The organism is Alteromonas mediterranea DE (genome assembly GCF_000020585.3).
Taxonomy (GTDB): Bacteria; Pseudomonadota; Gammaproteobacteria; order Enterobacterales; family Alteromonadaceae; genus Alteromonas; species Alteromonas mediterranea.
Window position 1 is genome coordinate 3,787,176 of record NC_011138.3, and the last position, 14,597, is coordinate 3,801,772.

Below are 14,597 nucleotides of genomic sequence, written 5' to 3' on the forward strand. Positions count from 1 at the left end.
GTAAATGAGCAATTCAAACAAAGGCCTTTTAAGCAAAGGAATTGGCGGTGTAGGTGCCGCCCTCTTAGTGCTAAACGGCCTTATTGGGGCGGGAATTTTTGCCCTACCAGCCAAAATGGCCGCTGAATTAGGTGCGTTCAGCCCTTACATCTTTTTGATTTTTGGCGCCCTGATGCTTGCTGTGGTGTGGTGCTTTGGGCAGCTAGCCGTCTTGTATCAAGAAACCGGCGGGCCAGTGATTTATGCCCGCAAAGGCTTCGGTGATGCCGCCGCGTTTCAAACTGGCTTTATTTACTATTTAGCCCGCGCAACCGCTATCGCGGCCAATATGCACGTGCTGTTACTTTACGCAGGGTATGTTTGGCCTGAGCTAAACGCAGGGATAGGTAAGTCTCTGGCCATTATTGCACTAACAGCAACGCTGATCTTTGTGAATATTGTGGGTTTAAAAGCTGCGATGCGGGCACTAGACACCATTTCAGTGTTAAAGCTTTTGCCCTTTGCCGCTCTTATCGGTATAGGCTATTGGCAGTTAGATTTTAGCCTCGAGTCTGACTCGTCAATGTCAAACACGCTACCGGCTTTTGATACCATTTCAGCTGGTGCCCTACTTACGCTTTACGCCTTTATAGGGTTTGAAACTGTGGTGGTAACCAGTGGAGAAACGAATTCACCGAAAAAAACCATACCTCGGGCCCTAATGTTAACCGTGTCAGGTATTGCACTGTTTTACTTTTGCGTGCAGTGGTTGTACTGGCATACGGTAGGCGCAGCAAAGCCCGATAGCGCGCCGTTGATTGCCCTTGCCGATATGATTTTTGGCGAAACCGGTGCGCTTATTATGACGCTAACTGCTGTGGTGTCTGTTGCAGGTAACTTGCTTGCCAATATGATTTCTACCTCTCGGCTAACGTTTTCCATGGCGCATCAGTCGCTTATTCCGGGCAAACTGGGCAAGCCGTGGTTAGGCAAAGTACACGGAACGTTTGCTACACCTTACATCTCCATATTGGTATTGGGTATTTTCGCCGGCATGATGGCGCTAAGCGGAAGTTTCGTGTGGCTGGCCATTGCGAGTGTTCTGGCAAGGTTAGTGGTGTACGCAATGTGTGTGTTGGTGCTCATTAAGGCGCAGAATCAGTTAACGCTTCCGGTTAACCTTATTAAGCGCGTGTTGCCTTTTTTAGCGCTTGCGGTGTGCGCGTGGTCTGTTACACAATCTTCAACCCATGCATGGTTATTTTTAGTGGGCGAACTCGTTATTGGCGCAGTGCTTTATGTCGTCCTACACAACAATGCTTCAAAAGGTTAAAAAGTGGAAATTCAAGTTATACCCGTTACCCCGTTTGCTCAAAACTGCTCATTAATTTGGGACTCATCTACTATGCTAGGGGCTTTTGTTGACCCTGGTGGCGACATTGAAAAGCTGATAAGCGCAGCTTCGAACAAAGGCGTCAATATAGAGAAGATCATTTTGACTCATGGTCACCTAGATCATGTGGGCGGTACGGTTGCTATTGCCGAACATTACAATGTACCTATTGTAGGGCCGCATGTGGGTGATAAGTTTTGGTTAGATGCCCTAATGCAGCAAAGCCAAATGTTTGGGTTTCCACCGGCACAGTCTTTTGCTCCTACCGAGTGGTTAAACGACAACGATACCATTTCAGTTGGAACCTTAACGCTGGACGTTCTGCACTGCCCTGGGCACACACCGGGCCATGTTGTATTAGTAGAGCGCACAAGCAATAAGGTGATTGTGGGGGACGTCATTTTTGCAGGCTCTATTGGCCGCACCGATTTTCCGCAAGGAAATCACCAGCAGCTTATCGATTCTATTAAGCAGAAGATAATGGTGTTACCCGATGATATGACCATTTATCCCGGCCACGGCCCGACGACTACCATAGCCACAGAGAAAGCCACAAACCCGTATGTTTCTGGGCAGTTTGGGTAACGTTGATGTAGTGAGTGCGTATTAAAAAGCGAGGTACGCTTATATCAGAAGCGCCCTCGCCTTTTTCGTATTTAGTCGGTATTTGGTCGTTAGCTGCCCTTGTTAACCACAGGTGTTAACTCAAATTACAGCTAGGTTAACTGCCACGCGCTTATTCGTAAGCACCGCTTGCGTAGTGTAATTCATAGCTGTGGCTATAAATTTCAAGGATGTTGCCAAACGGGTCTTCCATGTAAATCATGCGGTATGGTTTTTCACCTGGGTAATAGTAACGTGGCGCTTTCATGCGTTTTTTGCCACCACCAGCAACAATTTTCTCGGCCAAACCTTCAACATCAGGGTCTTGAACACAGAAGTGAAAAATACCGGTTTTCCAGTATTCAAAGTTATTTTCTGGGTTTTCCTGATTGCTAAACTCAAAGATTTCAACGCCTACACGGTCACCCGTTGAAAGGTGTGCAATACGGAACTTGCCCCAGCCTGCGCCAAAGACATCGGTACACATTTCACCAATAGCCGAGTCGTCTTCTACTATTTCGGTTGGCTTCATAATAAGGTACCAGCCAAGCACTTCGGTGTAGAACTTAACTGCGGCTTCCAAATCGGGCACCGAAATGCCAATGTGTGAAAACGTACGTGGATACGGTGTTTTTACTGCTTCAGTCATCACTTACTCCTTTGTAGTACAAGTATTCAAAATGGCTTAAACGCACGGTTTATCTCAGTGGCCTTACGGCAAGTGATAGCGCGTTTAAGTGAACGTGGGCACATAGTAGCTAGACAAGCATAAAACATGAAATTATCATTATTTCTTAAAATGATAATTTGAATTTATAGCGTTATGATTAATCCAATTTGGCTGGATACCTTTATCACCTTAGTTGAAGCAGGAAATTTTACACGTACGGCGGAACAGCGCTTTATGACGCAACCCGGGGTGAGCCAGCACATAAAAAAGCTAGAAGATGTTTGCAATTGCGAGTTAGTAATTCGGTTAGGTAAAGGCATTCAGCTTACCGAACAAGGCCAGCGCGTTTATCACTACGCAAAAAGTCAGCAAGCCCAAGCGCAAGATTTTATTGCTAGCTTAAAGTTCGACGCGTCGTATGAAGGAAAATGCGTAGTGGCGTGTTCTGGCGCAATTGCTCAGCGTATTTACCCTGCGCTAATTAGCCTTCAAAAACAGCATAGTGCACTTAATATTCACGTTGAAGTGGCGCCCCGCAGAACGATTTTGTCAGGCATTGCCAACAATACCCTTGAGCTTGGTATTGTCACCAACATGCCAGACACAAAAGATGTGCAAAGCGAATACTTAGGCGAAGAGCCGCTGGGGCTTATTCTGCCTCGTGCGCTGCTTGGTTCAGACCTTGCAACTTCGGATAACGCAAAAAGCGCTGACGTTGGTCTTCAAAAAGCTGACGATGATCTGCAAAAAGCTGACGGCTCTATCAAAAACGTTGTCACGACATTAGGGCTTATTAACCACCCGGATGCCATGCACTATGTACAGCGTTACTTTAACGATTGCGGTGAAGCTGACCTTGCCAGCATTAACCCAAATCAGCTTCACCACACCGGCTACATTAATCAACTTTCGCAAATACTATTGCCTGTGAGTGAAGGACTGGGTTTTACCGTACTGCCTACAAGCACGCTAAACTTTGTCAGCTTTGCCGAAAAGCTCGCTGTATACCAAGCTAAAAACGATGTAACCGAGCCACTGTACAGCGTTCAAACCCCACATAGTACGCTTCCCGCCCGCTATGAAATCGTTAAAAAGAAAATCTCCCAAGTACTGGGGTCAGACTCTGCCCCCACAATTCGTAATTAGTCGTGCAGCGAGGGATCCGGTGCTACCATCTCAGCTTCTTTTTTATGTTCAGGCACATCCACTTTACCCGAGGCTATCACCTCGCCCTCTTGCCAAAGCTTCCATTCGCCCCGTTCGTATATATCCCACTGTTCGTCATTCGTTAACGGTTCTGTCGCGATAATACTCACCACATCCTTTGGCGTGGTTTCAGCGGCAAAATCAATTTCTACTTCGACATCACTTAAACAAGCCGGGCCAAAAGGCGCTCTACGGGTAATGCTAGCTAGCTTTGTACTACAAAACGTAAATAACCAGTCGCCATTACTTAGCAAACAGTTAAACACACCTTGCTGCGCATACTCTTTTGAAAGCGCCACCAGCGTTTCGGCTAACTGCTCAGGCATAGCGTCTCGGGAAAGGTTTTGCCTAACATTATTCATAATGTCGCAGAAAAGCTCTTCGCTATCGGTATCTCCAACCGCTTCGTAAATACCTATTCGGCGTGAGAAGTTAGGGAGTTGACCGTTGTGAGCAAACACCCAATACCGCCCCCACAGTTCGCGAGTAAAGGGGTGTGTATTAGCTAAATTGATGTTGCCCACGTTAGCCTGGCGGATATGGCAAATGGCGTTTTTACTTTTTATAGGAAGCTTCGAGACAAAATCTGCAATAGGCGATGTGGCGCAAGGCTCAGGGTCGTGAAACATTCGCACGCCTTTACCTTCGTAAAAGGCAACGCCCCAGCCATCTTTGTGCGGCCCCGTTTCACCACCGCGGCGAGTTAGACCGGTAAAGCTAAAACATAGGTCTGTGGGAGTGTTCGCACTCATGCCTAAAAGTTCACACACAGCGTTTATTACCTCTAGCAGTTATCTCATAAAGTACGTTGAGAATACGCAAGCTATCGAGTCTTATCAATTCGACCTTAGGTAGGAATATCAATTTTTCCCTAAGATTCCAGCTTTGTGCAACAGTTCGACAAAGATTTGAGGCAGAGTACTTTTTGACGAAATGTACTCTGCCCCCGTAACTTTTATGCGGCTTTTACTTTAGTGTTGGCTTCAGGTTGTGAAGCTTTGGTTTCTAATTGAGGGTCGACGCTACTTGGCTCACTTAGAGTTTGGCTATCGCGTACGTTCTTTTGTACCGTGATGGCGGCAAACAGGCTAAGCGTAAACGCCATGCCGAAAAAGCCTTTCTCACTTAGTAAAAGCTCGGCATTCAGCAATCCAATAACTAACAGTACTATGGCTGATCCGGTAGCTACCGCTGAAGCTAAAAAGTATGCTTTGGTTGTGGGAACACCTTCCATTTTATCGCGTACCGTTTTTTGCAAGCTTACCACTGAAAATAGGCCAAATAGCATAATAGTGAAGTAATAACCTTTTTCGTTAAGGGCCATAGGTGCGTTGTACAAACCTATGAAATACGCACCTACGCCTACGATTAGTGCTGCTAGTGACGCAATTCGAAACGCTTTAGTGGGTTTATTCATGTTTTGCATAGTAAAACTCCTAAATATTCTTTATTTGACCCGTATGGGTAAACGTAACGGCCTTGTTCATTAAATCGTACTTTTGCATATAGCGAGCAAGGCTTCCGAAAGTGGTGGTTTCTACCTTGCGACCGTGGTCTGACAAAGTTACGCCATCACTGAACATACTTGCCAAACCAAGTTTCGCGCGGCTCATATGTACTTTTTGCGGTGTAAAATACGCTTTCGCATTAACCTTTAGCTGTGCAACATCGGTCGTTGAGTACATGGCTGCGTTCAATACATCAAGGGTATACTCGGTGCAGTTTTGGCGTTCACTATTAAACGGGTTCGCCACCACTGAATATCGAGAATTATGAAGTAGCTTAGCTTTGTCATCGCGGTATAGGTTGATTAAAGCCTGCTGCACTTCTACTGACGGAATAATAATTCCCGCTTCCAGCGCATAAGCACTCCAGAAAAAATCAACAGGGTAGTCAGTAATTAAATGACTTTCGCCCTGCTCTTCAGCGTCTTGATATAAATTGTGTATGGCATAGCCTTTCGCCGTATTACCATCACTTAGCTGAATGCTTGAATAAATAGCAATTGCGGTATGGGTAAAGCGAATTCCTTTCGGCATATCTTCAATAGGTCTGCCACGTCTTGCAATAATAAACGCCCGCGCGCCTTCACTAGCCGCATACTTTTCTACATCTTTTGAAAAGGTCGCAATTGCTTCTGGCGTAAAGGTGGGCTTACCATGTTGCTGGCTCCCCGCGTATGCCTGGTGAAAACCAGACATTAATAGTACAAGGGCAAACCCGATTGAAGTTAAGTAGGCTTTCATGTTTAACCTACCGCTTAGGATTAGTTGTGGTTGTGATCACTTTGGTTTTAGTAGTAACCACTTGGTTTGGAGCGGGGTCTGCAGTAATAATGGTTTCGGTTATCACCAAAGGCTGATCATGCGCCACTGAAGATTGATGGCTTGCCCGATGAAGATTGCGAGCACTTTCATTCACAGCGCTTTCTACCACCGCGCTTCCGGCAACAACCACACTCCCTGTCAATACCACTGGTACTGCCACGACCGCACTCGCTACCGAAGCTGTTGTCGCTAAACCTTCGGAGGCAGCTAACACACTGTGCTTACTGGCTTTACCGCTATGGTCTATAGAATCATCTGCCATTGCTGAATGGGAAAGAAGCGCACTACTGAGTAATGCAGTTAACATCAATGTTGAACGTGTATTTTTCATATCACTTGCTCCTGTTTGTTAAGACAAGGTTTGCCTGAACACGTACTACACTAGAACCAAGAATAAATTTCGTAAACCAAAATGATTAATGTAGTATTAAATTACACCACAAGTATAAAAAAGTAATACCATGAGCCAAATTAGCCTTGTATACGACACCTTGAAGCAGTGCTTACGCGAACAGCGACTCACCTATAAGCAGCTGGCAGAAACACTCAATGTGAGCGAGGCTAGCGTGAAGCGTAATTTCTCGTTACAAGCATTTAGTCTTGATAAATTGGAGCAGATTTGTGAGTGCTTACATTTGTCGTTAAGCGATTTATTCAGTCTTTCACAAAAGCAACAAGAGAAAATTTCACAGCTATCTGAACAGCAAGAAATGGAACTGCTCGCTAACCCTAAGTTACTGCTTGCCGCGGTGTGTGTAAGAGACGGTTGGCGCTTTTCAGAACTGATCAAGCATTACGATATTGATGAAGTGGAAGGCATTAAACTAATGACAACCCTCGATAGACTGAAGCTTATCGAACTGTTGCCAAACAACCATTATAAGCTGCTTATTGCCCAAGATTTTCGATGGATCCCCGGCGGACCACTAGAAAAGTTTATGGAACAGGAAGTGATGGTGAAGTTTATGGATCCGAAGAAGAACGAACCGTGGATGTTTCGCTTTTACTTGCGAGGGCGCTATTCACAGAGCTCGGTTTCTATTATTCAGCGGCGTTTAGAGCAGCTTCGGCAAGAAGCAGCAAAACTGAGTAGCGAAGATAATGACTTACCTATTGAAGAGCGCCAACATGTGGGGTTACTTATGGCCATGCGGCCTTGGGAGCCTTCGCTTTTTGAAAACATGAAGCGAAAATAACCCCTTGAAGTATATTTGGGGGTCAGAGTACATTTCGTAGAAAAGTACTCTGACCCCACGGCCTTAAAGAAATGTACCCTGACCCCATTATTAAGAGGCGCTTCTTGCCTGTATGGTATCTGGTACTCTGTTGGACAGCAGCAGGTATACGACACTGGCGATTATTAACCCTACGAACCACGCGTAGGCGTAAAGCGTATCGAAAATGGCTGGTACGCTGTCTACAAACCCTGCCGCGTGCATAAAGCCGGGTATATTAGGCAAAATACCAACGACAAGTGCAGCTACACCCGCCATGTTCCAACCGTTGTTCGCACCGTATTCACCTGAATGTTGAAACAGCGCATCAATATTTAGCGTCGATTTTCTCAAAATGAAATAGTCGGCAATTAGAATACCTGCGATGGGGCCGAGGAGCGCTGAATATCCGGTTAACCAGGTGAACAAATACCCACCGGCGGTTTCAAGCAGCTTCCAAGGGAAAATAGCTACACCAATTCCCGCGGTGATATATCCGCCCATTCTAAAGCTAATTTTCGAAGGTGCCATATTTGAAAAACCGTAGGCAGGGGCAACCATATTCGCAGCGAGATTAGTGGTTAGTGTCGCAAGGGCTAGTGCGGCAAGGGCAAACACAACCCCCATGCCGCCCATTCGACCAGCAAGAGCGACAGGGTCCCAGATGGCTTCGCCATAAATGGTTACAGTTGCCGAGGTAACCGCTACGCCAATGAAGGCAAACAGTGCCATGGGTAAAGGTAAGCCAATAGCTTGCCCTAGCATCTGATCTTTCTGTGATTTAGCAAAGCGAGTGAAGTCGGGGATATTTAAAGCCATAGTCGCCCAAAAACCCACCATGGATGTAAGACCTGCGAAAAAAGCAGACCAAAACTGCCCTTCTTTAGCGCCACCTTCTACAAACTGTGACGGCGTGGATAGCATTTCACCAAAACCACCCGCGTTAATGTATGCCCAAGTAAGAAGCGCTAAGCCCATTAAGATCAAAAATGGTGCAGCGAAGGTTTCGAGCCAGCGTATAGACTCGGTACCGTGTTTTATAAATACCAAGTGCATCGCCCAGAAGGCAAAGAAGCATAACGTTTGAGTGATATCTATTCCTAAAACAGGGAGTGTTTGACCTACAAAGGCATCGCCGCTAATACTGTTTAAAATAACGTAGATGGCACTTCCCCCCACCCAAGTATTTATTCCAAACCACCCACATGCTACGAGGCCTCGTGCTAACGCGGGTATTTTCGCCCCCTTGGTGCCAAAAGCACTACGTAGCAATACAGGAAAAGGTAAGCCGTATTTCGCGCCCGCGTGGCCAATTAACATCATGGGAACGAGCACGATGATATTGCCTAACAGCACCGTAATCACTGCCTGATACCAATTCATGCCTTCAGACACTAGCCCGGCAGATAAGAGATAAGTAGGTACGCACACCACCATGGCGACCCACAATGCCGCATAGTCTTTCCACCCCCAGGTTCTTGTTGCTTTGCTGGTTGGCGCTAAGTCCTCGTTCCATAAATCGCCATCGTAATGGGAAGGTTTTGTCATGGGTTGATTGTTGGTGTTATCCACGATCTCTTTCCTTGTTGAGTTTGTAGTGCTCATAGTGGCATTTAACAAACGTTGTTTCTTGATAAAAAGTCGCTCTGCGCGAAGTCGTTTACTTACGTTTAGCTTAATAAAATACAGCGTCTTTGCCTGTAAAACTGAAAGAAAAGCAAAAACACTGCCGTTTCGCGTGCTTTGATAAAGCGATACCTACATACCGTTTTGTACTTTTGGTATCTCTCCTAATCACGTGTGTTTTTTGGAGCTAAATTTGGCGCTTCATTCAATTGGAATAAAGCGCATTACTACTCAAATTAAAAATTACGCCTTACCGTTACGCCATAGGTTCTGGGTTTTGCATAAGATATTTGCGATGTACCATAAAAGCCCGTCACGTCAAAACCAATAAGCTCATGGTCTGAGTCGAACAGGTTATCTACGTAGGCAGCCAAGCTCCATTTGTCTTGCCCGTCAACCCAGGTTAAACGGGTATCGGCAGTGGCATAGCTATCAATTTCATGAGCGGTAAAATTACGCGCGTTGTGAAAGGTTTCTGATTGATAGCTAGCTGACAATTGCGCCGCCATATTGCCGTTAAAGGCATCCCAGTTATAGCGAAGCATGGCAGACGCCTGAAATTCAGGGGTAAATGGCGGTGTGGTATCAGCAAAATAGCCAGAGGCCACCTCTAAGTCTTCAACCACCGCATCGGTATAAGAGAAATTCACCATGACATCTACGCTGTCTGCTGGCGTTAAAAAGACCTCTAGTTCCACACCACTAAATGACGCTTCTTCATTGGTAACCACACCCGCGTTATTTACCCACGAAAACGATTGGTAATCGCTGTAGTCATAGTAAAAAACATTGGCATTAAACACGCCGCTTCCCTGCATAAAGCTGTGCTTTAAGCCAGCTTCGTATGAAGTCAGCTCTTCAGGTTCATAAAAGCTAAATCCACCTAATAGTGGTGCATTGAAACTGCCCGCTTTTACACCTCGATTTATACCGGCGTAGTAAAGACTATTGCCCACGCTATACTCTAATTGGAGTTTAGCTGACCATAAGTTTTGATCGTTTTGTTCATCCATTACCTCTAACGAGGCCGTGCTAGTATCAATTTCTATAATGCGATCGTTGGTATTTTCATTCTGATACACATTACCCAAAAAGTCTTTGTTCTCGCGGGTATAGCGCAAGCCGCCCACTAAAACAAGGTCATCGGTTAAGCTATAGTCTACCTGTCCGAATACAGAGTAAGAATCAGTTTCAAGCGATACTAACGTATTGTTTTCTTCGCCACCTAAAAAGAAGGTAGTGGGTGAACCCGCTAACCCTTGACTGTAATCCGTATCGATAGAAAGGTAATAAAGCCCTCCAACCCACTTTAAGTCGGCAGTTTCACCTGAAAAGCGAAACTCTTGGCTTAACTGTTCGATGGTGCTATTTGACTGGAAGATAAGCTCAGGAGACGCCGTTTGGTCAGAATCAAGACCAACAGTACGCTTGAATTCTTTATAATCTGACATCGCAAAGAAATCGAAGCTTTCAAAGGCATAGTCTAGTGTTGCCGCCAAGCCTTTTGACTTGATTTTGTTTTGATCGTCAAAGGCAAAGTCTTTATTTACCTTATTGCCCGAACCGTCAGGGTCAAAGTTACCGTTGAAATCACCACCTTGCACTGGGCGGAAGGGGTCGCCATTAAAATTACCATCTACGCACACACCCGCTTGAATAGTGTCACAGCCTAGAGGATCGTCGGCTGCGAAAATGACATCTATCACATTGCCTGCGGCATCTTTTACTTCTGTGGTATTTACCACCTGATACGGGCCTTCACTTTTGGTGGTATCAGACCAGTTACCGCTTAGAAGTAAGGTGCCTTCCTCGCCAATATCAAACATCAGCTGGGCACGAAACGCTTTAGTATCGTCGTTGTAGCCGTCTTCTCCGCCGCCTACTGAACCCAAGCGCGTATCGGGTGCTGCACCGTCTTCATAAATATTTTCGAGTATTTCACCTTGCTGATTGGTAAACCCAGAAAAGCGACCATAAATGCCATCTGCTATTTCCCCAGATATTGCCCCTTCAAAACGATATTGTTCGAAACGGGCTGCGGTAAACTCTGCATAGCCCTCGGTGTCAGCAGTAGGTTTTGCGGTAATGGTATTTACCAGCCCGCCCGTGGCGTTTCTGCCAAACAATGTCCCCTGCGGACCTTTTAAAATTTCTATACGGGCTACGTCGAATAAGCCAAAGGTTTGTGCTTGGGTACTTGCTAAATATCCGCCGTCCACATAGACCGCCACCGGCGCTTCAGCCAAGTCAGCGTAGTCGTTTTGCACCACGCCTCGAATATTGAAAATAGCGCGCTGGCCACCAATATCACCGGCTAGCGACACACCTGGGGTAAAGGCGATAAGCTCGGTACTGCTCTCAAGGCCCAGCGCTTCTAATTGCTCGCCTGAAAAGGCGGTAATAGCAATACCCACATCGCTTATATTCTCGTTGCGCTTTTGCGCGGTAACTTCAATACTTTCCCAAACATTCTCTGCAGCAAAGGCTGCTGGCGCACTTAACGCCATCCCAACGGTTAACGCCAGCAGACGCTTGTGTGTATTTAACGTATGCATGTTTTACTCTCGTTTATAGTTCTTTTGACAAGCCTTGCGGCGGTGTTGTCCCGATATTTTTTTAAGAGTAACGGTCGACGTGAACTGCTTATCGATTGCCACTAGGGTGCAAACCTAAGGCAGGACTGGAGAGGAACTGCCAAAGGTTTGCGGGTTTAAATTGTTATTATTAATGGCTTAGTGTTAAGCCTGGTTCTAGGCGTAATTTGTTCTGCTTTTTCCCAGCTAACGTTAGCTTTTACGACAAGGTTTTCTTAGCGAACTAACCGTTTTTTCGAAAAAACGCCTTGCTAGCTAGGAAAAGAAAAGCTCACTCCTTCTCGAACGCCACTTGAAGGCCAACGCTGGGTGATAGTTTTGCGCTTGGTATAAAAGCGAACGCCGTCTGGGCCGTATGCATGAAGGTCACCAAACAGTGAACGCTTCCATCCGCCAAAACTGTGATAAGAAACGGGTACCGGCAGCGGTACGTTAATACCTACCATGCCCACTTGAATGTTGTCAGAAAAGTAACGGGCAGCTTCGCCATCCCGTGTGAATATGCAGGTGCCGTTGCCGTATTCATGCTCGTCGATGAGCTGCATGGCTTGCTGCATACTTTCAACGCGCATCACCTGAAGCACTGGGCCAAAGATTTCCGCTTTATAACTGGTCATTTCCGGCGTGACGTTATCGATAAGGGTTGCGCCCAAGAAAAATCCGGTTTCATAGCCTTCAACGGTGGGGCTTCGCCCATCCACCACCACGTTAGCGCCTTGCTCAGCGGCACTCGTGATATAACCTTCTACTTTCTCTTTGTGCTGTAGAGTAATAAGCGGGCCAAAATCGTTAGAGGCATCGTCAAATGCCCCCACTTTCAAGCCTTTCATGGCTGTTTGCATTTTATCTACGATTTTGTCGGCCACCTCATCGCCCACCGCTACCACTACTGATAACGCCATACAGCGTTCTCCGGAAGAACCGAAAGCTGCGCCAAGCAACTGGTTTACCGCGTTATCAATGTCAGCATCTGGCATAACAATAGCGTGGTTTTTAGCACCGCCTAAGGCTTGGCAGCGCTTGCCGTTCGCGTTTGCTTTTGAATAGATGTATTCAGCAATAGGCGTAGAGCCTACAAAACTCACCGCTTTAATGCGTTCATCATCAAGAATTTGATCAACGGCTTCTTTATCGCCATTCACCACATTAAATACGCCATCAGGTAGCCCGGCTTCTTTGAGTAGCTTAGCTAAGAAAATAGCGCAGCTTGGGTCGCGCTCTGAAGGCTTAAGTACAAATGTATTTCCGCACACTATGGCAAGCGGGAACATCCAAAGCGGCACCATAGCGGGAAAGTTGAATGGCGTAATGCCGGCAACCACACCAAGAGGCTGAAACTCACTCCACGAATCGATGCTTGGCCCAACATTCTTACTGTGCTCGCCTTTAAGCAACTGTGGTGCACCACAGGCAAACTCTACGTTCTCGATACCACGCTGCAGTTCTCCTGCCGCATCGTGGCTTATTTTTCCGTGCTCCGCGCCAATTAGCGCGGTTATCTCTTCAGCATGCTCTTCCAGTAAACTTTTGAATTTAAACATGATGCGAGCGCGCTTGCTAACCGGGGTATTCCGCCATTGAGGGAACGCTTGCTGTGCGCTCACAATGGCATCGTTCACCGTGGCTTTCGATGCCAGTAAAACCAGTTTTTCTGCTTCCCCCGTTGCCGGGTTATAGACATCTTGCATGCGCCCTTTGGGCGTACAGGTTTCACCATTTATAAAGTGGCCTACTACTTTCATTTCAAATCTAATCCTTTAGTTATGCGTCTTTACACGCGCTGTGATAGCCGCGCTGATAATATAAGAGTGCGTCGGCCTCTGGGTCTTGCTTAATGTCTACCACCTGGCAGAAAAGCACATCGTGTGTGGCCACACTTTTTACATCTGTGATAATGCAGTCAAAGCTAACCGCCGCATCCGCTAACCGCGGGCAGCCGGTTGCAGACTCTACCCACTCACCAATTTGAAAGCGTTCATTCATGGGCGCTTTGCCACCAAAGGTATTAGAAATAGATTGATGCTGGGAAGTCAGCGTGTTGATAACCAAGTGCGTGCTGTTTTTAAACACCTGATGCACAGAGGCGCTTCGGTTTAAGCACACTAACAGTGTGGCGGGGTTGTCGCTTACGCTGCACACCGCGGTGGCGGTAAAGCCTGCTCGCCCCTCTGGGCCATTTGTTGTAACGACATTTACGGCTGCCGCTAAGCTAGACATGCCTTGACGGTACGCCTCTGAGGTTACCGGGGGAAGCACTTCCGTTACTGCGTTTTTTATTGCGGTAATAGTCATACGTATATCCTTTTTCGTTAGCGTTACAGTATTTGACAAGCTTGTTCGAAGCTTAAGCGAGGCAAACGTTTGTGCACTTTCTTTCCATCGCCATAGCCAATGTTAAGTAAGAAGTTCACCTTCCACGTGCTATCGGAAAAGAATGTGTCGTTAAGTAATTTGGGGTTAAAGCCAGACATGGCACCGGCATCAAGACCTAGTGCACGCGCAGCACTAATGAGATAAGCGCCCTGCATTGAACTGTTTCGCATCGCGGTTTCATAAGCCGCTTCTGGGCTTGAGGTAAACCAGCTCTTAGCATCCGCATAAGGAAATAGCGTAGGTAACTCTTCATAGAACTCTTCATCGTAAGCCACGATAACCGTACAAGGTGCGGTCATGGTTTGCTCAACATTACCGCTTGAAAGACAAGGTTTGAGTTTCTCCCGCCCTTCATCTGACGTAATAAAAACAAAGCGCGCCGGGCTGCAGTTTGCCGATGTCGAGCCTACTTTCACTAAGTCATAAAGTTGCTTTAGCACGGCCTCATCTATCTTTTTATCTAGCCAGATGGTGTGGGTGTGTGCATCACTAAATAGCTGGGCTAGACCACTTTCGCTAATAGGGTCTTTTGTTCCAATTTCAGTTGTCTCTGATACCGTCATTTCAAATTCTTTCCAGTGTTTTAAGTTGTTCGGCAAAGTCTTAAATGAC

Annotated in this window: 14 protein-coding genes; 4 read left to right on the forward strand and 10 right to left on the reverse strand. The window is 46.4% G+C overall.

Going from position 1 to position 14,597, the window contains the following annotated elements; all coding sequences use genetic code 11:
• Positions 1-4 precede the first annotated feature (4 nt).
• Positions 5-1,312: an APC family permease gene (locus MADE_RS16765; protein ID WP_023559903.1), complete on the forward strand. Its 1,308-nt coding sequence runs from the start codon at positions 5-7 to the stop codon at positions 1,310-1,312.
• A 3-nt stretch (positions 1,313-1,315) separates the two neighbouring features.
• Positions 1,316-1,957: an MBL fold metallo-hydrolase gene (locus MADE_RS16770; protein WP_023559904.1), complete on the forward strand. Its 642-nt coding sequence runs from the start codon at positions 1,316-1,318 to the stop codon at positions 1,955-1,957.
• Between the two features lie 151 nt (positions 1,958-2,108).
• On the opposite strand, the gene MADE_RS16775 is transcribed toward MADE_RS16770, so the two are convergent.
• Positions 2,109-2,624 (reverse strand): lactoylglutathione lyase family protein, encoded by a 516-nt coding sequence (locus tag MADE_RS16775; protein ID WP_023559905.1) that lies wholly within the window; start codon positions 2,622-2,624, stop codon positions 2,109-2,111.
• Positions 2,625-2,798: 174 nt separating this feature from the next.
• Here MADE_RS16775 and MADE_RS16780 point away from each other — a divergent pair, with 174 nt between their 5' ends.
• Positions 2,799-3,791 carry a LysR family transcriptional regulator gene (locus MADE_RS16780; protein ID WP_023559906.1) on the forward strand — a complete coding sequence of 331 codons (993 nt, stop codon included), beginning with the start codon at positions 2,799-2,801 and terminating at the stop codon, positions 3,789-3,791.
• Here the strand turns inward: MADE_RS16780 and MADE_RS16785 are convergent.
• From MADE_RS16785 to MADE_RS16800, 4 genes are all read right to left on the reverse strand, one after another.
• Complete coding sequence (locus tag MADE_RS16785; RefSeq protein WP_015068115.1) at positions 3,788-4,621, reverse strand: class II glutamine amidotransferase; 834 nt, start codon at positions 4,619-4,621, stop codon at positions 3,788-3,790. The genes MADE_RS16780 and MADE_RS16785 overlap by 4 nt on opposite strands.
• A gap of 185 nt (positions 4,622-4,806) precedes the next feature.
• Entirely contained in the window at positions 4,807-5,277 is a 471-nt protein-coding gene (gene yiaA / locus MADE_RS16790; RefSeq protein ID WP_015068116.1) for an inner membrane protein YiaA, read from the reverse strand.
• A 10-nt stretch (positions 5,278-5,287) separates the two neighbouring features.
• Complete coding sequence (locus tag MADE_RS16795) at positions 5,288-6,097, reverse strand: DUF2145 domain-containing protein (protein ID WP_023559907.1); 810 nt, start codon at positions 6,095-6,097, stop codon at positions 5,288-5,290.
• 7 nt (positions 6,098-6,104) lie between these two features.
• The gene (locus tag MADE_RS16800) at positions 6,105-6,509 is read right to left on the reverse strand and encodes a hypothetical protein (protein ID WP_023559908.1); all 405 of its coding nucleotides are present in this window, start codon (positions 6,507-6,509) and stop codon (positions 6,105-6,107) included.
• 130 nt (positions 6,510-6,639) lie between these two features.
• On the opposite strand from MADE_RS16800, the gene MADE_RS16805 reads away from it, so the two are divergent.
• On the forward strand, positions 6,640-7,374 hold the full coding sequence (locus MADE_RS16805) for a helix-turn-helix domain-containing protein (RefSeq protein ID WP_015068119.1): 735 nt from the start codon (positions 6,640-6,642) through the stop codon (positions 7,372-7,374).
• Positions 7,375-7,464: 90 nt separating this feature from the next.
• On the opposite strand, the gene MADE_RS16810 is transcribed toward MADE_RS16805, so the two are convergent.
• The 5 genes from MADE_RS16810 to MADE_RS16830 all read right to left on the reverse strand — a co-directional run bounded on the left by MADE_RS16810 (position 7,465) and on the right by MADE_RS16830 (position 14,548).
• Positions 7,465-8,964, reverse strand: a complete 1,500-nt coding sequence (locus tag MADE_RS16810; RefSeq protein WP_023559909.1) for an NCS1 family nucleobase:cation symporter-1 — start codon at positions 8,962-8,964, stop codon at positions 7,465-7,467.
• Between the two features lie 290 nt (positions 8,965-9,254).
• Positions 9,255-11,573 carry a TonB-dependent receptor gene (locus MADE_RS16815; protein ID WP_023559910.1) on the reverse strand — a complete coding sequence of 773 codons (2,319 nt, stop codon included), beginning with the start codon at positions 11,571-11,573 and terminating at the stop codon, positions 9,255-9,257.
• Between the two features lie 290 nt (positions 11,574-11,863).
• A complete protein-coding gene (locus MADE_RS16820; RefSeq protein ID WP_023559911.1) occupies positions 11,864-13,354 on the reverse strand; it encodes a CoA-acylating methylmalonate-semialdehyde dehydrogenase in 1,491 nt (496 codons plus the stop codon).
• A gap of 19 nt (positions 13,355-13,373) precedes the next feature.
• Complete coding sequence (locus tag MADE_RS16825; protein ID WP_023559912.1) at positions 13,374-13,904, reverse strand: flavin reductase; 531 nt, start codon at positions 13,902-13,904, stop codon at positions 13,374-13,376.
• Positions 13,905-13,927: 23 nt separating this feature from the next.
• Positions 13,928-14,548, reverse strand: coding sequence for a malonic semialdehyde reductase (locus tag MADE_RS16830; RefSeq protein ID WP_023559913.1), 621 nt, complete (start codon positions 14,546-14,548; stop codon positions 13,928-13,930).
• Positions 14,549-14,597 lie beyond the last annotated feature (49 nt).